Annotated in this window: 18 protein-coding genes; 11 read left to right on the forward strand and 7 right to left on the reverse strand. The window is 42.9% G+C overall.

Annotated features, from left to right (window positions below; translation table 11 throughout):
* The first annotated feature begins 29 nt into the window (after nucleotides 1–29).
* Both ACFSMW_RS08750 and ACFSMW_RS08755 read left to right on the forward strand, forming a co-directional pair.
* Nucleotides 30–464 carry a flavodoxin gene (locus ACFSMW_RS08750; protein ID WP_390354880.1) on the forward strand — a complete coding sequence of 145 codons (435 nt, stop codon included), beginning with the start codon at nucleotides 30–32 and terminating at the stop codon, nucleotides 462–464.
* Nucleotides 445–1488 carry a ribonucleotide-diphosphate reductase subunit beta gene (locus ACFSMW_RS08755; RefSeq protein WP_390354881.1) on the forward strand — a complete coding sequence of 348 codons (1044 nt, stop codon included), beginning with the start codon at nucleotides 445–447 and terminating at the stop codon, nucleotides 1486–1488. The genes ACFSMW_RS08750 and ACFSMW_RS08755 overlap by 20 nt, the downstream gene beginning before the upstream one ends.
* A gap of 79 nt (nucleotides 1489–1567) precedes the next feature.
* On the opposite strand, the gene ACFSMW_RS08760 is transcribed toward ACFSMW_RS08755, so the two are convergent.
* Nucleotides 1568–2851: a hypothetical protein gene (locus ACFSMW_RS08760; protein WP_390354882.1), complete on the reverse strand. Its 1284-nt coding sequence runs from the start codon at nucleotides 2849–2851 to the stop codon at nucleotides 1568–1570.
* A gap of 139 nt (nucleotides 2852–2990) precedes the next feature.
* A complete protein-coding gene (locus ACFSMW_RS08765; RefSeq protein ID WP_390354884.1) occupies nucleotides 2991–4115 on the reverse strand; it encodes an N-acetylmuramoyl-L-alanine amidase in 1125 nt (374 codons plus the stop codon).
* A 323-nt stretch (nucleotides 4116–4438) separates the two neighbouring features.
* On the opposite strand from ACFSMW_RS08765, the gene ACFSMW_RS08770 reads away from it, so the two are divergent.
* Nucleotides 4439–5008, forward strand: a complete 570-nt coding sequence (locus ACFSMW_RS08770; RefSeq protein WP_390354886.1) for a hypothetical protein — start codon at nucleotides 4439–4441, stop codon at nucleotides 5006–5008.
* A 173-nt stretch (nucleotides 5009–5181) separates the two neighbouring features.
* Here ACFSMW_RS08770 and ACFSMW_RS08775 read toward each other — a convergent pair whose 3' ends face one another.
* Nucleotides 5182–5604, reverse strand: coding sequence for an organic hydroperoxide resistance protein (locus tag ACFSMW_RS08775; RefSeq protein WP_390354888.1), 423 nt, complete (start codon nucleotides 5602–5604; stop codon nucleotides 5182–5184).
* Nucleotides 5605–5763: 159 nt separating this feature from the next.
* On the opposite strand from ACFSMW_RS08775, the gene ACFSMW_RS08780 reads away from it, so the two are divergent.
* Both ACFSMW_RS08780 and ACFSMW_RS08785 read left to right on the forward strand, forming a co-directional pair.
* On the forward strand, nucleotides 5764–6384 hold the full coding sequence (locus tag ACFSMW_RS08780) for a superoxide dismutase family protein (RefSeq protein ID WP_390354890.1): 621 nt from the start codon (nucleotides 5764–5766) through the stop codon (nucleotides 6382–6384).
* Nucleotides 6385–6868: 484 nt separating this feature from the next.
* Entirely contained in the window at nucleotides 6869–8059 is a 1191-nt protein-coding gene (locus ACFSMW_RS08785) for an MFS transporter (protein WP_390354891.1), read from the forward strand.
* Nucleotides 8060–8149: 90 nt separating this feature from the next.
* On the opposite strand, the gene ACFSMW_RS08790 is transcribed toward ACFSMW_RS08785, so the two are convergent.
* Nucleotides 8150–10009, reverse strand: coding sequence for an FtsX-like permease family protein (locus tag ACFSMW_RS08790; protein ID WP_390354893.1), 1860 nt, complete (start codon nucleotides 10007–10009; stop codon nucleotides 8150–8152).
* Nucleotides 10010–10019: 10 nt separating this feature from the next.
* Complete coding sequence (locus tag ACFSMW_RS08795) at nucleotides 10020–10781, reverse strand: ABC transporter ATP-binding protein (protein ID WP_390354895.1); 762 nt, start codon at nucleotides 10779–10781, stop codon at nucleotides 10020–10022.
* 251 nt (nucleotides 10782–11032) lie between these two features.
* Here ACFSMW_RS08795 and ACFSMW_RS08800 point away from each other — a divergent pair, with 251 nt between their 5' ends.
* Both ACFSMW_RS08800 and ACFSMW_RS08805 read left to right on the forward strand, forming a co-directional pair.
* Nucleotides 11033–14227 (forward strand): SNF2 helicase associated domain-containing protein, encoded by a 3195-nt coding sequence (locus ACFSMW_RS08800; RefSeq protein WP_390354897.1) that lies wholly within the window; start codon nucleotides 11033–11035, stop codon nucleotides 14225–14227.
* 270 nt (nucleotides 14228–14497) lie between these two features.
* Nucleotides 14498–14644, forward strand: coding sequence for a hypothetical protein (locus ACFSMW_RS08805; RefSeq protein WP_390354899.1), 147 nt, complete (start codon nucleotides 14498–14500; stop codon nucleotides 14642–14644).
* A 134-nt stretch (nucleotides 14645–14778) separates the two neighbouring features.
* On the opposite strand, the gene ACFSMW_RS08810 is transcribed toward ACFSMW_RS08805, so the two are convergent.
* Nucleotides 14779–16071 carry a hypothetical protein gene (locus tag ACFSMW_RS08810; protein WP_390354901.1) on the reverse strand — a complete coding sequence of 431 codons (1293 nt, stop codon included), beginning with the start codon at nucleotides 16069–16071 and terminating at the stop codon, nucleotides 14779–14781.
* Nucleotides 16072–16503: 432 nt separating this feature from the next.
* On the opposite strand from ACFSMW_RS08810, the gene ACFSMW_RS08815 reads away from it, so the two are divergent.
* A complete protein-coding gene (locus ACFSMW_RS08815; protein WP_390354903.1) occupies nucleotides 16504–17559 on the forward strand; it encodes an NAD(P)H-dependent flavin oxidoreductase in 1056 nt (351 codons plus the stop codon).
* A gap of 60 nt (nucleotides 17560–17619) precedes the next feature.
* On the opposite strand, the gene ACFSMW_RS08820 is transcribed toward ACFSMW_RS08815, so the two are convergent.
* Nucleotides 17620–19233, reverse strand: a complete 1614-nt coding sequence (locus tag ACFSMW_RS08820) for a long-chain fatty acid--CoA ligase (RefSeq protein ID WP_390354904.1) — start codon at nucleotides 19231–19233, stop codon at nucleotides 17620–17622.
* A gap of 365 nt (nucleotides 19234–19598) precedes the next feature.
* Here ACFSMW_RS08820 and ACFSMW_RS08825 point away from each other — a divergent pair, with 365 nt between their 5' ends.
* From ACFSMW_RS08825 to ACFSMW_RS08835, 3 genes are all read left to right on the forward strand, one after another.
* A complete protein-coding gene (locus ACFSMW_RS08825; protein WP_390354906.1) occupies nucleotides 19599–20591 on the forward strand; it encodes a TAXI family TRAP transporter solute-binding subunit in 993 nt (330 codons plus the stop codon).
* A gap of 149 nt (nucleotides 20592–20740) precedes the next feature.
* The gene (locus ACFSMW_RS08830; protein WP_390354907.1) at nucleotides 20741–21277 is read left to right on the forward strand and encodes a DUF1850 domain-containing protein; all 537 of its coding nucleotides are present in this window, start codon (nucleotides 20741–20743) and stop codon (nucleotides 21275–21277) included.
* Entirely contained in the window at nucleotides 21270–23276 is a 2007-nt protein-coding gene (locus tag ACFSMW_RS08835) for a TRAP transporter permease (protein ID WP_390354909.1), read from the forward strand. The genes ACFSMW_RS08830 and ACFSMW_RS08835 overlap by 8 nt, the downstream gene beginning before the upstream one ends.
* The last annotated feature ends 336 nt before the right edge of the window (nucleotides 23277–23612 follow it).

The following is a 23612-nucleotide window of genomic DNA, read 5'->3' on the forward strand; positions in this document are numbered from 1 at the left end:
AAATCTTATGATTGGTGGTGGAAAAATATATGAAGGCGTTGGTAGCTTACTTGTCATTTAGCGGCAACACAGAAGAAATAGCCGACATGATTTCAGATCACCTCATAATGGACGGCATGCAGGTGGACAAACACCAGATTGGCCTGGATGCCCCGATAGATGCGCATGAATATGACTTCATTTTCCTTGGGACATTCACTTGGGATATGGGAAGTACACCGGATGAAATGAAAGACTTTGTATTGGAAGTAGGCTATAAACCGGAAAATGTTGCTGTATTCGGCAGTGGGGATACACAATTTGGCGGAGATGACTTATTTTGTCTGGCGGTCGATAAACTCGCAAAATTTTATCACAGCAACTGGCCGGGTCTGAAGATAGAGCAGTCTCCCCGGGGACAGCAAGAGAATCTTGTCGAATCATGGCTGGAAGGAGTTTTACAGGATGCAAAAAACTATGCTTGAAAAAGCTAAAACATTAGAACCGCGCAACCCGAACAAATCTACCGGATTGTTCGGCGGCAAATCAAGCGGAATACTCAACTGGAACGATATTGCCTATCCGCATTGGTATAAAATGTATAAGCGTCTAGTGGGAAATTACTGGCAGGCTGATGAAATCAATATGTCTACAGACGTGAAACAGTTTGCCAACCTGGGCGAATCTGAACAGGATGCTTATTTGAAAATCATTGGTCTGCTTTCTACTTTGGATGCACCACAAACGCGAACTGCTTTGCTGCTTTCTTTGTATGCGACCGATCCATCTGTGCAGTCCATCATGGCGGTGATCGCCCAACAGGAAGCTGTTCATAACGAGAGCTACTCTTATGTGCTTTCATCTGTTGTATCGTTGGATAAACAAAATGAATCCTTCCAATTAGGACGGACTGATCCGGTTTTACTAAAGCGTAATGAAAAATTGACAGAGCAGTACAATGCTTTCGTGGAAGAACCGACATTGGAAAACATCCTGAAGACAATGGTGTATACATCGTTGCTGGAAGGTATGTTCTTCTATTCAGGATTCGCTTTCTTTTACAATCTGGCAAGACAGAATAAAATGGTCGGCACTTCCACGATGATCAGCTATATCAATCGCGATGAATTGGAACATGGCCGCTTTATCGCAGAATTGTTCCGTGCTACGTTGGGAGAAAACCCGGAATATAATACGGCTGCATTCACCGATTGGGTATATGATACATTCCGCAGTTCCGTTGCTTCTGAACTGGAATGGTCGGCATATGTACTAGCCGATGTGGATGGCATCGACTTGGAAGAAATGGGTGGCTACGTAAAATACCGTGCCAATAAAATGCTGCGTATGATGGGGCTTCATGAACTATATCCCGAGCATGTGGACAACCCAATGAAGTGGATCAGAGCGTATGTGGATAACATTGACGGTACAAAAACAGACTTTTTTGAGCAAAAATCACGCCAGTATTCAAAAACGAGCGATTTGAACGGTTTTGATGACTTGTAAGCAATAAAGGAGGATCCACAAGACAGGGATCCTCCTTTATTTTGCAATTGAACGAGGGATTTTCATTTTTTTCGAATGGTTAATCTTGAAAATCGTCTAACCATACCCGTTCGCCACTTACGGCATCCACCCCATAATCACAATCCAGTTTTCCGCATAGAATGAACGATTTTCTCTCATGATCGTACACATAAATTGGCTCTAACGTAATATCATCCCGAATTTTTTCCAGTGCAGCTTCTTTTGGGACAGTGACTGTCTCATTGTTTTTATATTCCGTAAATGTATCTAAAAAGGATTTCCTGTCGATATAATTCAGCGGCTCCATCGTCTCCGGAAGAATGAATAAGCGGACTTTGTCAGCTAGAATACGCTGCCGTTTCATTTCCGTTTCTTTAAGATCGGCAGCCAAGTAACCATGGTCACGCTGTAACTTTGTTAATCGCCATTTGCCGGAGTCATTTGGGTAAACAGCCTGCAAGAAACGTGTTACTGTCTTCACACATGCTTCTTTCTGTGCCTTTGTAATCGGTTTTGTATCAGGGTCAGCAACGTTTTCGCGTGCTTCCTCCATTGGGGCTTTATCATCGAGTTTCAGTTCTTGGCGTCGAAAACCTTCCGGCACTGCAATTTCTTTCCATTCAATAACCTTGTCCATTTTAATAAATGCCCCGCTGCTATCATTTATTTCCATGGGAATGATCCGTTTGTCATTGGTAATGAACGTTTCTTCCAATCCATAAATCGGCACCCATTTTTTCTGGCTATGCACTGGGAAATCGACTAACTTCAGTTGGCTGAACGATATCTTTTCTACGTCTTCGGGCAACAGCGCGAAAGGCTCCCAGATGACTTGCTCTTCCTGAGGGAAGACGCCATATATGGAGAAAGATACCAATTTCTGATCAGCAAAACGGACCTTAATTATTCCGCCTGGGTGAACAGGAATATTATCCACAGTAGCGTGGAATTTGTATGTACCGTCCGAGGATTCTGCTAGTTGAAACTGCCTTCCCCAAGCCAATCCTGTCCGGTTTTCTACCCAGTCGATCACAGATTCCCTGTCATTATCCGGGTAGGCGCCAGTCTGGTTAGCGAATGATTTCCCTTGCACAAAAACCATTCGGCGTAGTTGTTTGCTGTGAAAATTGATTTCTACGATGGCGGCCCCTTCGGGATTTTCATCTTCCTGTTCATTTTCAGCATATCTTTGCGGGTAAAATGTCATGGAATAAATATAGATTGATTCATGTAAGGCATTACGCTCTCGAAATAGACAACAGTCTTGTTCTTTTAGATAATACTCTTCCAAGCCATACGCAGCTTGAACGTCCGAAGCGATATTCCGGAGCTGTTCATCCATTATCCAGTCCTCCTCTTTCTTTGCTTGTATCATTAGTGTAAATCATTGCGGCTGAAACTGAAAAAGAAATCGCTTATAGAGAGAGGCATTCTTTCTAAATAAAAAACATGCAGCTGCATAGAAAACAGCTGCATGTCTGTCAGTTAAAATATGTCTTCAAGCCGTCTGCAATCGCATTGGCTACATCTGTCTGGTATTGATTGGTTTGAATGTTGCCAGCATCATATTGATTGGTGATGAAGCCGAGTTCGACAAGTACAGCCAGATCACTGTTCGTGCGAAGGACATGATAATCGGATTGGTGAATGCCTCGGTTTGGCATATTCACATGCTGCATTAAAGCAGTCTGGATTGATTGGGCAAGCGCCATATCATTTCCGCCATTGCTATAATAATGGGTGCTTACACCACGGACCGTCATTGTTGGGTAGGCATTAAAATGTAAGCTGATGAATGCGTCAGTTTTATAGGAATTACTAATCTGAACACGTTTGTCTAACGAAAGAAACTCATCACCGGAACGTGTCGCAACCACGGTCGCTCCCTCACTTTGCAATACATCGCGAACCCTGTTGGCGGTAGATAATGTCAAATCTTTCTCTCTTAGGCCGTCAAGACCGAGTGCGCCGGGATCCTTTCCGCCATGTCCTGCGTCAAGGACAATATTATACCCTGCTAGTGATGCTCTTTTTGTTTGCGTACCGTTACTTTGTGACGTATTGGTCGCTTTGGTTTGTCGGGTTGTCTGATGAACGTTTGTCGGACTAGTCAGCCAGGCAGCAATCCATGCGGTGGTGCCATCCCCAAGAACGATCCGATGCCAATCACCTTTCGTACCAGTAAGCTTGTATGTGTCACCATGTAAAGCAGAGCCGATGACCTGATGGTTCGTCCCAGGCCCTGTACGGAGATTCACCCCATCCGCTGCCACAGCAATATAATCATTGGATGGTTTGTGTACTGTTTCACCGGAATCAGTGCTTTGCTGGCTGTCCGCAACAAGGAATTGGGATGCGACCCATGCTTCCTTGCCAGCATAATATGTCATTGCCCAGCCGTGCTGTTCCTTGAAAACAATCACAGTTTGTCCTTGGGATAATTGGCCTATGATTTCACTGTTGCTTGCAGGTGCACTGCGCACCACCAGTGATGATGTACCAACCTTATACGCATCTCCACTCTGTGCGTTTGCTGCCGGAAGGAAGATGAATAAAAATAGCAGAATTCCAAATCCGACCATTGAAAATCTTTTCGCGTTTGTCATGATTGCCTCCTTTGTTAAGATGAATTCAATTTTCAAAAGAAAACCTGCTAACTAAAGTGAATGATAGTTAGTTAGATTCATGGTATCATATTCCATTTCTGGATGAAATTATTTTGTAGAAAATAGTCTAAATTTGCTTTAAAAGTACACGCTTAAAGTAGAAATAAAGTAGTGGCGCCGACGTATTCATAGACATAGTTGATTCATGATCAGCTAGGAAGGGTAAGGTGTTTCATTTTTTTGCGTTTAGAAGCAAGGGTATTCTAACATGACCGCGCATGATAAAATGAAAACACGAATAAATAATAAGTCGAGGGACGCCCATGAAGAAGACAATCATAAAGACCGCTGCTGTGTTGCTTGTTTTGACTATGCTCATGTTAGGATTTGCCACCTGGCGATATCCTTTTTCCGCATTTAGTTTGTATCATGCAGTGACATTTGACCAGCACAATCTTTTATTCACGGAGTATCGGAAAGAGTTGCAGCAGTTCAAAAACTATTATCACAATCACAAAAAACAAGATGATGTGACAAGTGACCATGTGCAGTATATATTACAGGCATATCAAATACCTTTTTTGACAAATGATAAGGCTATGAAAATATCAATAGATACATTGGACGAAATAATTGCGGTACTCCGTAAGACAAGGGATGATATCGTAGAATTGGCCTTCACAGAAAAATATGATGAAGAAACTAGAAATTATTTAAAACTGATGCTTATTGATTTTCTGTCGCTGGAAGAACAGGCACAGCATGTGAAAAATGCATCTGGTGACTCCAGAAAGGTATTACATCTCCAAATCCGTAATTTGCGTACGTCAATGCAAAGTAATCTTGGTCATCTGGCGACTTTTTATAAATTGTATATCGAAACCACATCGTGAGGAGATCTGGCAGCTGTTAAACCGAAGGATCCTACATATTTGTATACATACGAGAGCAGATTACAGCAGGATTTACGGATGGTTTGACTGAAGTATCGCCGAGCAGTGCTGGGATAAGGCTTAAAAACCCCGGTTTTTCCTATACTAAACGGAAACCGGGGTTTACAGCTTGTTTAAACAGCCTTTGGATTCAATGTAACATCGATATTGCCGCGGGTTGCTTTGGAATAAGGGCAGGCCTGATGAGCCTTTTGTGCCAAATCCTCAGCTTCTTCCTGACCAACTCCGCTTATTTCAATATGCAATGTCGCAGCGATTTTAAAGCCGTTATCCTCAGAGTCTTTCAAAAAACTGATATCTGCCGTGGTTGTCGAATCAATTTTCTTCTTTTCTTTGGAAGCGACCAAATTCAAGGCACCATCATAGCAAGCTGAATAGGCTGCGGCGAATAGCTGCTCCGGGTTGGAGCCCTTTTTATCGGAATCGCTGTTGGGCATTGTCAGGTCCAAATCAATTAATCCGTCATCTGACTTGACATGACCCTCCCGGCCGTTTTTCGCTGTGGCGTGGGAGGTGAACAATACATCGCTCTTCATATTAATTAACTGCTCCTTTCCATTTTCAATGAAATCATTTATATTATTTTGTTTCCACTAAGCTCAGCTTTTAAAACATCCGACAGTACATGTGACAAATGTGGATAATTTCCCGAGATTTGGCAACAATGATGTTAAAACGATCCTGGAGGGATTTCCATGCATGTGAAAAAATGGATGTACATATCATTCGTTCTAAGTTTTTCAATACTGCTTGTTGCCTGCTCGGGCCCCAAGCAGGAAGAAAGCGGGAACAACAAGCAGCAAGATGCTGATATAGAAGCTGCTGCAGCCAAGGAAACTGCTGGTCTGGCTGCCAGGGCAGTGCTAGTCAATTCACAAGGATTGAAAGTCGGGACTGTTGATATGCATCAGACCGATAAAGGGGTGGAAATGACATTGAAGGCTTCCGATTTGCCGCCGGGATTGCACGGGTTTCATATCCATGAAAAAGGTTTATGCGAAGCACCATCATTCGAATCAGCCGGCGGCCATTTTAACCCCACCAACGCTAAACACGGTTTCGATGCAGCAGGAGGACCGCATGATGGCGATTTTCCCAATTTGGAGGTGACTGCAGACGGCACTGCAGAGGCAACATTCATCAATGATCGGGTTACATTAGCCAAAGGAAAAAAGAATTCATTGTTTCAAGAAGGTGGCACATCATTCATTATCCACGCCAAGCCCGATGATTACGTTTCACAACCCGCCGGGGATGCAGGCGACCGTATTGCCTGCGGGGAAATTGAGAAAATGAGTACAGCAACATCACAATAGAAGACAGACTATGGTTTGCTGATCCTTTCCCTATACAATAACAGAACCGTGATTGACCTGAAGAAAATCAGAGTGATGGACTTGGCATAGGAGAATGATTGCGTATATTGTCTAAAATCAAGGAGTGACTACTGCCAGTCACTCCTTGATTTGTTTGGATGATTACCTGCTAAGTTCGATATTGGACATGGTTTCCGCAATAACTATCTAATGCACATATTTTCTGTCATCAGGAGTGGCTATATCATTAAAGTGCTTTACCAGATGATGCAGTTCTGTGGATAACATGTCACCTATACAGGTTTGCCGTATCCGGTAACAGCAACTTTTGGATGTCATGTCACTCGTTTGATGGTAAGGAAAGTGTCGACTGCAATCAATCTTGTAGCTAAGTGGTTTTTGAGAAAAATTGTGATCAACGACTGGCTTTCAAACTGTTCCTGTTGTATAATATACTTCGTATATCGAAGGAAGTGGTCTGTATATGAAAAGCCAGGAGGCTGTTAAAACTGCATTAAGAAAGGAAAAGATTTGGACACGGGATTTCATATTGATCTGCTTGGCCAATTTTTTTATTTTTTTAGGGTTTCAAATGACACTGCCAACCCTGCCGTTGTTTGTCAAAGAGCTGGGAGGCAGTGACCAGTTAATTGGCATCATTGTAGGTGTTTTTACTTTTTCCGCATTGCTGTTGCGCCCTTATGCCGGCCATACGCTGGAGTCAAAAGGACGACAATTTGTATATATGCTGGGTCTGGTGATTTTTGTGATTTCTGTTGGCTCATTCGCCTTTATCACCAGCATTGTCATCCTGTTTATGATGCGGGTTGTGCAAGGTGTCGGCTGGGGATTTTCGACAACCGCGACAGGTACGATTGCAACGGATTTGATACCGTCTGAACGCCGGGGTGAAGGAATGGGCTATTTTGGCTTGTCAGGGAACCTTGCGTTGGCTTTTGGTCCTACGCTCGGACTGACACTGGCAGGGAAAATCACCTTCATGCAACTGTTTCTCATCTGTGGCAGCATGGGAGTACTGGCATTGCTGCTCTCATCGAAAATCCGCTATAAAAAAGTGGAAGCTTTGCCGGATAAATCGACGACTGTCAAATTCGATATCTTTGAGAAAACGGCAATACAGCCCTCAGTACTCCTATTTTTTATCACTGTTACGTTTGGCGGGATCGCATCGTTTTTGCCGTTATATGCAGCACAAAAACATATTAACGGGATTGAACTCTATTTTCTCGTGTATGCCATCTTTTTGATGGTTTCCAGAACATTTGCTGGACGAATTTACGATAAAAAAGGCCATCTATATGTTTTTCTGCCAGGAACGGCAATGGTTCTGATCGCGATGGCCCTGCTGTCATGGCTGCCGAATCTGACTGTCATGCTTGTTGCCGCCGGTTTTTACGGACTTGGTTTTGGCAGTGTGCAGCCTGCCTTGCAAGCGTGGGCTGTGGATAAAGCCCCATCCTACCGAAAGGGTATGGCAAATGCGACATTTTTTTCTTTTTTTGATTTAGGTGTCGGATTGGGAGCGATTGTGTTCGGACAATTGGCAGGAATTTGGGGCTACTATGCCATCTATGTAACTGCTGCAGGTTCTGTGGCGATTTCCATGCTATTGTATGTGTATTTGCTCATACGTTCGAGAAAAATAGTTTCATAGCAACATGAAAAGCACCAGGTTCAATGAAAAAGAGAACCTGGTGCTTTCTTAAACAATTTTCATAAGCAGCCGTTGGCGACGTCATAAGCATCATTTTTCTTTCGGTAAAACGATACTTTTGTACATGGTGACTGTCAACCAATAATAAACACCATATATGATGAGGAAAATACTGATTGGTATCCAAATTTTTGCATATGGGTCTATCAGGATGAAGCCGAACATCTTCATACCGATAAGCACATGGAATAGCCCGATGATAGCCGGAAATAGGAATACGAGAAATACTTCCCGGTAAATCGACTTTGATAACGTCGCAGTGCGCACACCGATCTTCCGCAGCATCTGATAACGGCCGATATCAGATGAAGCGCTGGACAGCAGCTTGAACATAAGCACGCTGGCCATCATCATCAAAAATGCGACTCCGAGGAATAACCCCATAAAAATAGTTCCGCTGGATATGGCTTTGAATCCTACATAACCAGCATATTTATCATTCACAGAATCTACCTTTTCTCCCCGATAATCAGAGGCAAGCTTGATTTGCCGTGAATCGAGTTGTTTGAACTGTGACAGATATGGTTCGTATCCATTCGTGCGGATGAGCAGCACCTGTTTTGATTTTGCGGTGATATTATCGTACTTTGCGCCATCCACAACGTAAATGGTGCGGCTGCCAAACATTTCAGGGCCTGCGTTCATTTGTTGCAGTGCATCCAGCCATTTTTTAGGAAGGGGCGTAACAGATTTTTCTTCATTGGCAGCATATATTGCTTTTGGAAGTTTCGTATCGACTCTTTGGCTTTTGGGGTATTTCATCGTTCCTGGATCGAATACCATCGTAAGCGGTGGATGAGCCATCAAATCATCTTTAAGAAAGTAAACTTTTTTGTCCGTGATTTTATAATGATAAGCGTTTTTTTCCTTGATATCCATGGTGGACAGCAACTTTTCATCTTTTTCGTCAGGTTGATAGACAGTCGCATCATTGATAAAAAACATGTCTACTTGTTTTTCGATATTATGATAGAAAGCAAGCCCCGCTGTCATGGCGCCAAGACCTAATGCAATCAGCATGGCTACCGTTCCCAGGACCTTTGTCAACTGTTGAATTCGAAAGCGAAGCTGTGCCAATGTGAAAGAATTGATTCCTTTTTCATTTAGACTTCTAATGCCTTTCATTCGCTTGATGAAAAATGGCAGAAAAGCTATAAAAAACAAGTAAGTGCCAAGTGTAATTGTTATCGCTGCTACGATGACACCAAATTGCCCCAGCTTTTCCATGTGTACCATGGCCCAGTAACCGAAGCCAATCAACGCGACAGACAGGATGACCCCAATGAATGTCCAAATCCCTTTTCCGTATACATTGTCTTGTTTGCGATCTGCGTGAAGCAGGGCAAGTACAGGTTTACGAGCGATCTGGAAAGCATTGGTCGAAGCCGTCAGGAAAAACAAGATGATATAAAATACGACAGTCGTGATGATGGAAGACATGTAAAATGGCTCGAACCCTTTTGCGGAAAAATCCAGCTGCCAGGTGAAAAGCATTGCGACTGCCTTGGCCAGACCGACACCAATGAGGATACCAGCTATTAAAGAAATGATACCGATAGCGAAGGTTTCTAAAAACATCATTTGTGAAACTTTGCGTTTTTTAGCCCCAAGTGTTAAATACATCCCCATTTCTTTCTGCCGGATCGACAGAATAAAGGAGGTAGCATAAAAGATATAAAAAACGGTGATCACGCCTAGGATGAACGTACCAATATGAAAGACGAACACGATGGCGGAAATCATGCTGTTCGCCTCAATAAATACTTTGTTTTGAGCCAGCGTTTCAAACATATAAAAAATCGCGATGGAAATCGTGAGGCCGAACAACAGAACAAGATAATCCTTGCGTAATTTTTTCATACTGGATATTGATAATTTGAATAGCATCATGTTTTCACTCCTAATCCAATAGATCCGGTGAAGAGATTTGTGCAAGAACATCCAGGATTTCCTGATGGAACTGCCCTTGTGAGCCGGTTCTGTGTATTTCCCGATCTAATTTTCCATCCTGGATGAACAGAATCCGCTGGCAGTAACTTGCGCTTAACGGGTCATGAGTGACCAGCATGATAGATACATCATGGTTTTCATTGAGCTGTACCATCGTTTCCATCAGGCTTTTCGCATTTTTGGAATCCAGTGCACCAGTCGGTTCGTCAGCTAATATGATGGCAGGATCGTGGACTAAGCCTCTTGCAGCAGCTGCACGTTGCTTTTGCCCGCCGGAAACAGCGACAGGTAACTTAGGAAGAATGGGGACGATGCCCAATTTTTTGGCGACCTGCTCCACGCGCGGTTTGATGTCGCGTGAGGCCACTCCTTGCAGTGACAGTGGCAGGGCGATATTTTCGTAGATAGTCAAGTTCTCCAGCAGATTGAAATCTTGAAAAATGAATCCTAGCTCAGCAGAACGAAAATCAGCAAGCTGGCCCTGTTTCATTTTTGTGATGTCCGTTCCGGCGATTTCGACGGAACCTTTAGAGGCTTTGTCCAATGTCGATATGACATTTAGTAAGGTAGTTTTTCCAGCCCCCGATGGTCCCATGATTCCAATGAATTCACCTTTTGCCATATCAAAAGAGACATCCTGCAATGCATGGAAAGGGTTGCTTTTGCCATAAACCTTATAAAGATGCTTTACTGAAAGCACATGTTCATTCATTTTGTTTCCCTCCAATATAATATCTATTTTTAGTTTAACTGCTTTAATGGCCATAAGGTATGGATTCAGCTTTCATCAGCCTTACAATTTTGTAAGGAAGCACATCTTAAGGGAGACGGCTCCATTCTTTATATATGGAAATGTACTTTGAAATACAATTTGCGTATCTTTTCTATACAAATCATTTTAAAAATGTTATTTCTCGTTTACAATAGAGGGATAAGCAAAAGTAAAGGAAGGTTCATAGCATATTGAAAAATATAAGCGAAATTGATATCCAGCAGCTGTTCCCCAGTTTTATATACAGGCGAGGTTTGGATTATTATCATCAAAAACGCGTTCGTGACCTTTTATACGATGTAAATAATGAATTATGGACGGCAACCGTACGTGGTTCGCAGCCTTATTTCGTACAAATAGAGGCACCATCCATTTTTACCGGACATTTGGATGCAGAATGTGATTGTCCTGCTTTTGATATGTATGATACATGCAAGCATATTGCGGCCACATTGATATATATCAAACATAAGGAATCGAATTGGCAACGCGGCGGCCATACCCCCCCTTCTGAAGCAACCCGAAATTATGAGGCGTCAAACCGTTTCATACAGGCGCTCACTTCCTTGCAGCAGCCACAGGCCACGGTTGAACTTTTACCAGAAAAAGTACCGTTACATGTGGAATACTACTGCGTATTTTCCTATGCAGAATATGTCTATCTCGAAATGAAAGTCGGCGAAAAACGCTGCTATGTTGTAAAGGATGCGGAGGGATTCCTCAAAGCGGTTTTACGTGGAAATTCTTATTTCTTCACCAAAAATTTTTCATACTCTCCTGAGACGCATCAAATACAGCAGCAGGATTTGGAAATTTTCGAAATGCTGACTGATATGTACCGCAATGAATCCATTTATCATGATAATCATTTTTCATTCTATGCCCAACGACACACAGAGGATAAACGTTATATCAGGATTGCGCCGTTGCTTGTCAAAAAGCTTTTCACCAAATTGGTCGGGCGTGACTTTAAGATGGAAAATACAGTCAATCAAAACAGCCAGATAGCGATTGAAACAGACAGTTTGCCTTTCCAGTTCTCCATTACCAAAAACGAACAAGGGGAGTTGCAGCTTGCCTTGGGAGACATTTCAAGCATGAAGCTCTTCCCCTCTTACCAAATGCTGTACAACAGAGGTGTATTTTATTTCCCAAAGAAGGAACAGCTCCCTATTTTGGAACAGGTAGTGGCATTTGGGGGAATGCAGCAAAACATGGCGATCGAAAGGAAACAGGCCGATACTTTCATTTCTGAAGCACTGCCGTCTTTAAAAAAAGTTGGTGACGTGCAAATTTCTGAGAAAGTATCTGAAGAGATTGTCCAGTATCCACTGCACGCGAAATTGTATTTGCAGCTTCGTGATGAACTGGTGATCGGAAAACTGGAGTATCATTATGGTGATACCATCATTCTGCCTTTTGGCACTACTGAAAAAAGTGATTTCATCCTGATTCGCGATGTGCAAAAAGAAAACCAGATTATGAGCCTGATCGAGCATGTCAATTTCCACTATAATGGCAAGGATCTGTATATGGAAAACGATGAGGAAGAGATGTATCACTTCCTGTACAAATTGCTGCCTATTCTCGACGAATATGTGGAGCTATATTTATCCAAAGAAATTCGGCATATGATTTTCGATATGAAACAAGGTCCAAGTACCAGCATACGGCTTGAAGGGGATACGGATCTGCTTGAAGTAGGCTTTGACATGCAAGGGATCGAGGATGGGGAAGTCCAACAGATTCTGGAGGCTGTTATTGAAAAAAAACGCTACTACCGTCTGCAAAACGGTGCATTGTTATCGCTTGAGGGAGAAGAGTTTTCCTCACTCAGCCAGTTTGTTAATGATCTGCACATAAAAAAAAGTGATATCAATGAGGATGGAACACTGCAAATGCCGGTTTACCGAGGCATGCAAATTGATGAATTGCTTCATACACAAAAAGATTACGATCCTACTTTCAGAAGACTGCTGAATCATTTAAAATCGCCGGAGGAACAAGTATACGAATTACCGGAAAAATTGCAGGCTGATTTACGCAATTATCAGCTGACCGGTTTCCAATGGTTCAAGTCATTGAGTGAATATCATCTGGGTGGGATACTGGCAGATGATATGGGGCTTGGAAAAACATTGCAGAGTATTGCCTATATCGCCTCCGAGCCAAGCGATTATCCACATTTGATTGTAGCGCCTTCCTCGGTGGTCTATAACTGGAAAAATGAAATTGAAAAATTCACGCCATCTTTGTCTGTCGCTGTACTGACCGGGCTTGCCGAACAGCGCCATGCAGAAATGGAATTATCCAACGAAGCAGATATCTGGGTGACTTCGTACGCAACCTTAAGACAGGATATAGCGCTATATCAATCATTGCAGTTTCAAACAATGATTTTGGATGAAGCACAGTATATAAAAAATTATGCGACAAAAACCTCCCAGGCAATCCGTCAGATCAAAGCGTACCGACGTTTTGCGCTAAGCGGGACGCCAATTGAAAATTCGATCGGTGAGCTTTGGTCCATCTTTCAAGTGATTCTGCCAGGGCAGATGCCGGCTCAGAAGGAATTCAGACAGATGGCACATGAAAAAATTGCTTCTTTGACCAAACCGTTTATCTTGCGACGTCTAAAAGGCGATGTTCTGAAAGAACTCCCTGAAAAAATCGAGACAGTGAGCGTATCCGAATTGACAAAGGAACAAAAGGATTTATATGTCGGTTATTTACGTAAACTGCAGCAGGAAACTGCTTTATCTTTAAAGGAAAACAGCTTTCAGGAAAATAGGATGAAAATTCTTGCTGGCTTGACAAGGCTGCGACAAATATGCTGTCACCCTTCTTTATTCATTGAAAATTACGAAGGAGATTCCGGGAAATTATCACAACTGATGGAGACGGTACAAACAGCGATGGATAACGGTAAGCGCATGCTGATTTTCTCGCAGTTTACATCGATGCACGAAATCATTGCTTCCAAACTACAGGAAGCGGGAATCGAATACTTTTATCTCCACGGCCAGACACCTTCCAAGGAACGAGTGGAAATGAGTGAACGATTTAATCAAGGAGAGAAGCCTGTCTTCCTTATCTCGTTAAAAGCAGGCGGCACAGGCTTGAATCTTACTGGGGCAGATACTGTAATACTTTATGATTTATGGTGGAATCCAGCAGTTGAAGATCAGGCCACAGGAAGAGCACATCGCTTTGGCCAGAAGAATGTTGTGCAAGTTATCCGGATGATTACAGATGGGACCATCGAAGAAAAAATATTTGAACTGCAGCAAAAAAAACGGGCGTTGATTGATAAAGTCATTCAGCCTGGAGAAACAATGCTCTCAAGTTTGAGTGAAGAGGACATTCGCGAACTTTTGCGCATATAATAATAAGGAAAAAGACGATATCGTCTTTTTCCTTATTTTGGGTTTGCTTGGGAAGCATACATCTTTGCCATAACCATACGTTTTCCGGTACTTAGACTGCTAGTCGTTTCACGCAGGGTTAGTCCGCTAGAAGCAAAATGGAAACAGTTAAATGAGGTGTTGCAGGCAGTTTCATGAGACTTCTTCTTGAAAGGAGGACTGTGACAGGTTTGTGACAAATGTTTTCCGGGAATTATGATGAAGAAGACACATCATGAAGGAGGGCTACAAATGAAAATATTCCGTGGAATCGGAAAAATGATCGTTGCGAACCTTGCTGTCTTGCTCGTCATCATGATGTTGCCGATATTTCTTGTGACAGATGATGTTTCTATCATGAATCAACTGATTGAATACCTTTTTTCTACCAAAGGATGATGTTATACAACGGGGATATGCATGACGGGAGTGCCATAGGGTGCTCTTTTTCATGTAGAAAATGGCTGGTCAGTGTGATGGGTCACACCATGATGTAAATCCGCCCGGATTAAACGGACGGATTTACGCCATGTTTACATATTGATTTGGAATAGCTTTCTCGGTCTTCCTTTTGCATATGGGCGTTCTTTGCCAACAACTTTAATGACTTCACCGTGAAGCAATTTGTTAATAGTCCGTTCTGCACTCCGCTTTGTTACTTGATAATATGCAGCTATATCCTGGGAAGAGAAAGGCTCATTATTGCGAAAATTGATAAAGTCGATGAATGAATAGGACAGCTCATTATTGAGTCGGGCTCCGTGAATCAATGCATGATAAAGTTCTGATGTATTGAAATGTTTTTTAACGCCTAGCGGCCCGATTGTTTCCTTACGATCGTTGACAATATAACAGCTGCTTCCTTGCATTTCTTCACATGCCCGGATCGCCAAGCTGGCATGAAGCGCAGCCTGCTTGGCAGTCAGCCCGAATCCGAATCCAATGGCAACCGGGTTCCTGATTTCCTGCTCTATTTCAAAAAGCAATGGCAGATGACGTAAATGATTTGCTAAATAATCAAGCAACGAACGGGTACCGAAAAGGACCACCTGTTTTTCATTTTCAAAAATAGAAGCTTCCACTTTTGCTGCGAATGATTCCAATATGGCGAACAGTTTTTTCTGATAATCAAGTACCTCTGCTTCTCCATATTTGTCTTCCAGTGCCTGCGCGTTTTTTATTCGGATAAAAGCCGCAACGACTTGGGCGCTGATGCTTTGATTCAAACTGGCAACGGATTGTGATTCCTCCAATGCCTCCTTTATATTCTTTGATGGTATTGGCATGCAATGATTAGGTATTTGCAGGCGGTTGAGCTGCTCGTGTACTTCATATAAGGATGTTAGTACATGATTGATTTTCCCCTGTTCCCACAATTGTTTGTGATGCTCCACGATTTTGGAACAGTCGAAATCTGTGTTACCAATATCACCGTATGTAAGGATGAATGACTTTGTAAACCGCAGATCAAGAAGCATTTCTTCGATATGTGTGCATGGCGGTACATCAATGGACACTTTCCCTAACGGTAGATTTTCATATGCTGTTTTAGCCTGATAAAGTGATGACAGCACCATATAGGTATCAATCGGCACATGCACAACCGGCAATTTCTTCTTCTCAATCAGTTTTTTTGCCGCTAGCAAGCCCGCTACTTCGGTAAATAAATAGATATCACACATAAAAGCCTTTTCTATCAAACCAGGTGATTCGCGGATGGAATTATAACGAAAAGGTACAATTTCGATATCCGGATTATCCCGAGCTATTTGGCACAATTGTGAAAGGTGCTGCTCTCTCCCTATCGCAGCAATTTTTACCTGCATGGTGTCCCTCCTTATTTATTTCATAATTCAGTAAATAAACGATAATAAAACATAAAAAAGTTATAAATTAATATTATCTATGCTATGGAATTTTCTTAATATTGTCAAGAAGAAAAAAAGGGAAAGATTTCACTGCATCGTCGTTTAAACTGTCTCGTAATTAAGGAAGTAAGGCGACACCCGAGCATTATCAGACACATGGCAAACAGCCGATCAAGCCACATCTCTTTATTTTTCTGAAGAAAGCTAAAAACCCCCTGAAAACAAAGTAGTACAAGCGCCTGTTAAGCTGTAACGAGCATGGCTTAAGTGAAATCCTTAAGCGAAACCATGCACCAGCGGGAAAGATTTAGTTACTGATAATACGTGCTTCGCCATCGTTTTTGACAGATTTGTGATATGCTTAAGAAAACAGAGGGAAAATGGAGGCGAATGAAATTGGTAAGAAAAGCAATGGACTTACTCCACATACAATATCCGGTTATTCAAGCAGGGATGGCCGGAGGCATCACAACACCAAAATTAGTGGCTGAAGTTTCCAACGCAGGCGGATTGGGGACAATCGGAGCTGGTTATATGAGTGCATCAGCTCTTAAAAACGACATTCAAGAAGTAAAGAAGCTGACGAAGAAGCCTTTTGCAGTTAATCTGTTCGCGCTGAATCTTGAATCGTTTTCGACAGACTCGACGCCAATGCAACAATTTTTAAATACATATCGGGCAGAATTGGATCTGAAAGAAGGAAAGGAAGCTGTCAAAGTCAACGACCATCTGCAGGAAAAATTACAGGTCATTCTTGAGGAGGGTATCAAGATTGTAAGCACAGCATTTGGTGCGCTTTCTGCTTCCTGGATGGAGAAACTAAAAACTGCCAATACCCAAGTGATCGGCATGGCTACGAATCTTCAAGAAGCGAGACAGCTTGTTGAAACAGGGTATGATATCATTGTCGCACAGGGGATGGAGGCTGGCGGACACCGTGGGACGTTTGATATAGAAAAATATCCAGAAGGCTGTAATATTGGACTATATACGCTGGTGCAGGAATTGCTTGAACATCTGACTATTCCTATTATCGCTGCCGGTGGAATATATACTCGACAACAGCTTGCCGGGTTATTGACCCTCGGTGCATCAGGCGTACAGATCGGAACCAGGTTTCTGTTGGCCAGGGAAGCAGGTACGAATGCGGCGTACCGCAATGCATTGTTACATGCCGGCACAGCTGATACCGTCATCACCAAAGCATTTTCCGGCCGTCCAGCGAGAGCAATCCGTAATCGATTTATCACTGATATGGAAAACTGCGGAGTTAAGACAGAACCTTTTCCGATACAAAACGAGTTGACGAAAGATATAAGAGCCGCGGCGAAAGAATACGCCCTTAGTGATTTGCAGTCACTGTGGGCCGGCCAAGGGGTCGGCTGTTTACACAAAGTGGAATCTGCGAAAGCGATTGTTTATGATATGGTGGGCAAAAGACGATGAAAAACATCATGCGCTTCCCGAACCTGTGAAAGCACAGGGAAGCGCCTATTCAAGTGCATGCTACTTGCTGGGAGTGTATCTCGCTTTAACTTGTTCACGCAGCTGTCGTTTAAGAAATTTCCCGACAGCCGTTTTAGGTATTTCATCAAAAAACAGGATATCATCCGGCAGCCAGTAATGAGCAAATTGCGGCCGCAAAAAATCTATCAGTTCTTCTTTGTCAGTGTCATATCCTTCTTTCAATACGACGCACGCAATTGGCCGTTCCTGCCATTGCGGATCAGGTATAGCGACAACACTTGCTTCAAACACACTTTCATGGGCCATAAGTGCATTTTCCAGATCGACTGAAGAAATCCATTCGCCGCCGCTTTTGATCAGGTCTTTGATTCTGTCGACAATTTTGATTGTACCTTCCTCATCGACGGTCACGACGTCCCCGGTATGAAACCAGCCTTCTGTGAATGCTGCATCGCTCCGTTCATCATGAAGATAGGAATCGGCAATCCAAGGTCCCTGCAGCAAAAGTTCTCCCATTTCTTTATTATCCCATTTGACAGGTCCGTCACTGCCGACAACTTTCATTCTCAAGCCGGGAACAAGGATTCCCTGTCTGCTTTTTTCTTCCAATTTAGCTTCACTGGTAATGTTACGCTGATAGCTTTTCAATCGGGAAAATGTTACCAGCGGCGTAGTTTCGGTCGCACCGTACGCATGGAAAAAAGGGATGCCGAAATGTTCTTCAAATGTTTTGATCAAACCTAAAGGCGCTGCTGATCCTCCGCATAATACCGCCCGCAAACTGGACGTATCATAATTGCCTCTAGACAGCTCCTTCGCCAGCGCCAGCCAGATTGTCGGCACCCCCGCTGTGATCGTCACTTGATATGCTTCGATAAATGTCGCCAGTCTTTCAGGCGTGAATTGCGGACCTGGCATGACCTGCGTACTGCCAAACCATGTACACGCAAACGGCATACCCCAGGCGTTGACATGAAATTGCGGGACCACAGGCATGGCAACATCTGATTCGGATATGGCGGCAGCATCTGCTAATCCTAATGCATAGCAGTGTAATACAATGCCGCGATGCGAATAGGTTACCCCCTTCGGTTTGCCGGTTGTTGCAGAAGTATAGCAAATACCGGCAGCGTCGTTTTCTTTGATGTCCTGAGCGAATGGGTGGGCGGGATCACCGGAAGCAATCAAATTCTCATACGAATACAACGGCTGCAGCTTAGACGCAGGAAGTTCCGGCTTGTCAGTCATTACAATGAAAGCTTCTACGGTTTGTAAATGAGCGCTGATTTTTTCAATAAGCGGCAAAACGTCTTCATCAACGAAAAGAACTTTATCCTCCGCATGATTGATGATATGGATAATATGTTCAGGGGAAAGACGGATATTGATGGTGTGCAGGATTGCTCCCATGCCCGGTGCTGCGAAATAGATTTCCAAATGTCTGTGATGGTTCCAGGCCAGTGTGCCGACTTTGTCACCTTTATTTACTCCGAGTCCCTGTAAAACGGACATCAGCCTTCTCGTTCGCTGCCCAATCTCTTTATAGGTGAACCTGTGCAGCTTGTCATGCGTTTGTGAAATGACCTCTTTTTTGAAAAAAAACGTTTCAGCATGCTCCATCATCGAACCGATCGTTAATTGTGCATTCATCATTTTGCAGCATCCCCCCTTGGGAAATATTTTACAAGGCAGTTAACCCAATCATGATGTATTATTGCAAGTTATATTTATATTACCACGAGTCAGTTTATTTGGAAAGCGTTTTCATGAATCAACCAGACAGGATGATGGAATAGGATTTTACCTCTAGCAAACGAAGCTGCTAAACTTTGTAGTTGCTGCTTGGTATCGAGAGTCTGTTCATCTCCTGTGTGGCGGACGATTTAAGATGGATGACTACATTCTTTATAAGCGACTCCACAAACTGTTTTGATTTTAAAATTTGTTGACAATTGTGCAAAAAATTTAGTAATATGTGAGGTATAACTATGTGCAAGTACAAAAGGGGGATTTTTTACATGAGAAAAAAAGGGGCATTTTTATCTGTTGCAATGCTACTGGTCTTAGCCTTGTTCTTAACAGCATGCGGAGATAAGAAAACGGATTCAAAAGAGAAAGATTCATCAAAAGGGGATACCCCCAAGCTGATGCAAATGTTGACAGGTGGCACCAGCGGTACATATTATCCGCTTGGCGGACAGATGGCCAAAATCATTTCTGACGAGACAGGTATTCAAACAGATTCAGTATCCTCCAATGCTTCAGCTGATAATGTAATCTCTTTAGCAAATGGGGAAGCCGATATCGCTTTTGTCCAGACGGACGTCATTGCAAACGCAATTGAAGGAACGAACGCATTTGAAGGGAAAAAAGTGGATAACGTCCAAGCGCTCGGTTCACTTTACCCGGAGACTATTCAAATCGTGACGACGGAAAAGTCGGGAATTAAATCTGTGGAAGATTTGAAAGGGAAAACTGTATCAGTCGGTGCTCCTGGATCTGGTACATATATTAATGCAGAACAAATTCTAGAAATTTATGGCATGACAATGGATGATATCAAGCCGCAGAATCTGGACTTTGGCGAGTCGACTGGCGGTATCCAGGATGGCACGATCAATGCTGCTTTCATCACCGCGGGAACCCCGACTGGTGCTGTCGAAGGTTTGACCGCATCTGCGAAAGTGAGCATCGTGCCGATCGACAAAGAAAAAGTCGATGCATTGGTGGAAAAGTATCCATATTATGCTGAAGATACAGTCGAAGCTGGCACCTATGGCTTAAAAGAAGATGTCCAGACAGTGGCTGTTCTTGCGATGTTGGCTGTTAGAGATGATCTTTCTGAAGACGCAGTCTACAAAATCACAAAAGCTATTTATGAGAACCCGGATAAAATCAAACATGACAAAGCAAAATTCATCAAGCCAGAAAGCGGATTGGATGGTATCGGTATTGATTTGCATCCCGGTGCAAAGAAATACTTTGATGAAAAAGGTGTAGAAATGAAATAAACCAGGTCATAGAAGGCCAGTTTCAAGCCTGTTCCAGGCAGTTACTGGTCTTCTTGCTTTCTGGCAAAGAGAGCGCATGGCATTTTAGTGCTTATATTGGCCTCTGGCACTTTTTTTAAAAAAACGGACTGACAGATTTGGATGATAGCATGGAACACCAGAAAAAATGGAAAAAAGCCATTTTGATTGTCCTCCCGATTTTTATGGTTATATCTATTACTGCATGTATACCTTTTAGGACGGCGCTCGTTTTTTATGATGGTAAAACAGATAAGATGGCTGCATTTTTACCTATGGAAAAAGGCGGCAATTTTCAAGTGGTTTGGAAACACTCCATTCATTTGACCGATGTGACTGAAAAATATCAACTGCAAGATAATGGTGATATCAAGCAATATGAAATCGTTTATGAACATTTCGGCATTGGGATGCCATCCTATGCATTAAAAGGAGAAAAGTTCACCTACAAAAATGGAAAATATCATATTAGCAATCTGGAAAATGTCTTTCCGGAAATCAATATTCGAAATGGAAAAACGGTTTCGAAACACCGGCTTGTCTGGGGGAAAACAGGTGAGCATATGGTATGGTTCAATCAATACCTCCAGCCGGGGGCATGGTATAAAATGAAAGCGAAAAAGCTGTCTTGGTGGACATATTTGAAAGGAGTGAAAGTACATGAGTGAAAAAATAGAGCAGCTTTCAGAAAAAGAACAGCAGGAGCTCATGCAGAAATACGACACAGAGTCTAATACGCGCCACTTGAAAGGGACTATCTTTGTCGTTATCTCCCTGATTATGGTAGCATTCTCTCTATTTCAATTATATACAGGAGCATTCGGCCAGTTTACAGCGTATATACAGCGAACAGTTCACCTTGGGTTTGCTTTGGTGTTAATATTTTTATTGTTTCCAGCAAGGAAAAAAGGAGCGAAACATAAGATTGCCTGGTATGATTTTGTGCTGGCTCTTTTATCCATCGCAGTAACTGCTTACTGGCCATTCTATTACGATACACTCGTACAGCAGTTTGGAGGGATAACCCAGGCTCAAATAGTGATTGGTGCAGTAGCCATTCTTTTGGTTCTGGAAGCGACAAGGCGAGCAGTCGGTCTTCCAATTACAATTATTGCAATCTGTTTTCTGCTTTATGCGCTATTTGGGCAATATATGCCAGGGATGCTGATTCACCGAGGATTAACCCTGGAACAACTGATACATTCCATGTATTTTACGACAGAGGGCATTTTGGGGACGCCATTGCAGGTTTCGTCCACGTACATATTCTTGTTCTTATTATTTGGCGCGTTTTTGGTTCAGACAGGAGTGGGAAACTATTTTAACGACTTGGCAATTTCACTTGCTGGCAGGCGTACCGGCGGGCCGGCAAAAGTGGCGATCTTTTCTAGTGCATTACAAGGGACGATTTCCGGAAGCTCCGTGGCAAATACTGTAACAACTGGATCATATACGATTCCATTGATGAAAAAACTGGGCTATCATAAAAACTTTGCAGGCGCAGTGGAAGCCGCTTCATCTACAGGCGGACAGATTATGCCGCCGATCATGGGGGCAGCTGCGTTTCTGATGATTGAATTTGCGGGTGTCGGTTATTGGGAAATCGCCAAGGCTGCCATCATTCCGGCAATCCTATATTTTTCCGGTATCTGGATTATGACACATTTGGAAGCAAAGAAAACCGGCCTGCATGGACTGCCGAAGGATCAGATTCCATCTAAGCTGGTCGTGCTTAAAAAAATTCATCTATTACTTCCGATTTTTGTGATCGTATGGTTCCTATATATAGGATTAAGTATTGAAAGAACGGCATTATATGGCATCTTGAGCGCCATCATCGTCAGTCTTTTCATGAAGGAGACGCGAATCACCCCGAAGAAATTCGTGGAGGCGCTGATTTCCGGAGCCAGGACGGCACTGGGAGTAGCGGCTGCAACTGCATGTGCGGGAATCATTGTCGGGGTCGTCACGAAAACAGGGTTGGGCTTGAAGCTGGGACAGGGACTGGTCGATATGGCCAAGACTATTACCGAAAACCCCAATGGCTTATTATTACTGACACTGTTCTTCACCATGATCACATCATTGATATTGGGCATGGGATCGCCGACAACAGCGAACTATATCATTACTTCGACTATAGCTCTTCCGGCAATCCTTGCATTGAATGACCAGCTTGAAGTCGCTATTCCTGTACTGGCTGGCCATATGTTCGTATTCTACTTTGGAATTGTTGCAGACATAACGCCACCAGTTGCTTTAGCTGCATTTGCTGCGACTGGCATATCGGGGGGGGATCCGATAAAGACAGGAATAAATGCTTCTAAGCTGGCAATCGCGGCATTCATCATTCCATACATGTTCATTTTGCAGCCACAGCTGCTGATGATTGACACAAACATTTTTGAACTGATTTTGATTCTGATCACAGCATTCGCAGGCATGATATCCATTGGTGCCGGTATGATCGGATTCTGGTACAGAAAGTTATTCTGGTTCGAGAGGATTATTTCGGTAGTTGGCGGGCTCCTCTTAATTTATCCAGGAGGATATTCCGATATGATAGGGGCTGTCATCTTCGCGGCCATGCTTGTTTGGCAGTTTGTATATAAGCGTGGGAAAGGTGTGAAAGAGAACACTCGAAACGCTAGCGGTGCTGGAGCGTAAATTTAGTTGACACAGGGAAACAAAATGATTCCCTGTGTTATTTTTTATAAAATATGATCACGAAGCGCACTTATCCACAATGAATGGAGCAACATGTGCATATTTGTGTATAAAATAAATTTATTTGGATAACTTTTAAGAAGTTATGCACAAACTGTGTATAAAGTTGTATATAACACCATATTTGGTGCTGGCGTTTAAGAAGAAATCAAAATACGGTAAGATGAAATTTGTCGATTTGTGTATAACTTTGTTGGTAATATGATTCATCACACATGATTCTCCAGTATAGAGACTATGTTGCTTGAGGCGGAATTCGTTTTGTCATTCAGATAA

Origin of the sequence: Tigheibacillus halophilus (genome assembly GCF_042683165.1) — a bacterium.
Lineage (GTDB): Bacteria > Bacillota > Bacilli > Bacillales > Amphibacillaceae > Tigheibacillus > Tigheibacillus halophilus.

Bases quoted from the DNA above. Each gene is read 5' to 3' on its own strand.
- ACFSMW_RS08750 (WP_390354880.1), top strand. From the start codon at position 30: ATGAAGGCGTTGGTAGCTTACTTGTCATTTAGCGGCAACACAGAAGAA.
- ACFSMW_RS08755 (WP_390354881.1), top strand. From the start codon at position 445: ATGCAAAAAACTATGCTTGAAAAAGCTAAAACATTAGAACCGCGCAAC.
- ACFSMW_RS08760 (WP_390354882.1), bottom strand. From the start codon at position 2,851: ATGGATGAACAGCTCCGGAATATCGCTTCGGACGTTCAAGCTGCGTAT.
- ACFSMW_RS08765 (WP_390354884.1), bottom strand. From the start codon at position 4,115: ATGACAAACGCGAAAAGATTTTCAATGGTCGGATTTGGAATTCTGCTA.
- ACFSMW_RS08770 (WP_390354886.1), top strand. From the start codon at position 4,439: ATGAAGAAGACAATCATAAAGACCGCTGCTGTGTTGCTTGTTTTGACT.
- ACFSMW_RS08775 (WP_390354888.1), bottom strand. From the start codon at position 5,604: ATGAAGAGCGATGTATTGTTCACCTCCCACGCCACAGCGAAAAACGGC.
- ACFSMW_RS08780 (WP_390354890.1), top strand. From the start codon at position 5,764: ATGCATGTGAAAAAATGGATGTACATATCATTCGTTCTAAGTTTTTCA.
- ACFSMW_RS08785 (WP_390354891.1), top strand. From the start codon at position 6,869: ATGAAAAGCCAGGAGGCTGTTAAAACTGCATTAAGAAAGGAAAAGATT.
- ACFSMW_RS08790 (WP_390354893.1), bottom strand. From the start codon at position 10,009: ATGATGCTATTCAAATTATCAATATCCAGTATGAAAAAATTACGCAAG.
- ACFSMW_RS08795 (WP_390354895.1), bottom strand. From the start codon at position 10,781: ATGAATGAACATGTGCTTTCAGTAAAGCATCTTTATAAGGTTTATGGC.
- ACFSMW_RS08805 (WP_390354899.1), top strand. From the start codon at position 14,498: ATGAAAATATTCCGTGGAATCGGAAAAATGATCGTTGCGAACCTTGCT.
- ACFSMW_RS08810 (WP_390354901.1), bottom strand. From the start codon at position 16,071: ATGCAGGTAAAAATTGCTGCGATAGGGAGAGAGCAGCACCTTTCACAA.
- ACFSMW_RS08815 (WP_390354903.1), top strand. From the start codon at position 16,504: ATGAAATTGGTAAGAAAAGCAATGGACTTACTCCACATACAATATCCG.
- ACFSMW_RS08820 (WP_390354904.1), bottom strand. From the start codon at position 19,233: ATGATGAATGCACAATTAACGATCGGTTCGATGATGGAGCATGCTGAA.
- ACFSMW_RS08825 (WP_390354906.1), top strand. From the start codon at position 19,599: ATGAGAAAAAAAGGGGCATTTTTATCTGTTGCAATGCTACTGGTCTTA.
- ACFSMW_RS08830 (WP_390354907.1), top strand. From the start codon at position 20,741: ATGGAACACCAGAAAAAATGGAAAAAAGCCATTTTGATTGTCCTCCCG.
- ACFSMW_RS08835 (WP_390354909.1), top strand. From the start codon at position 21,270: ATGAGTGAAAAAATAGAGCAGCTTTCAGAAAAAGAACAGCAGGAGCTC.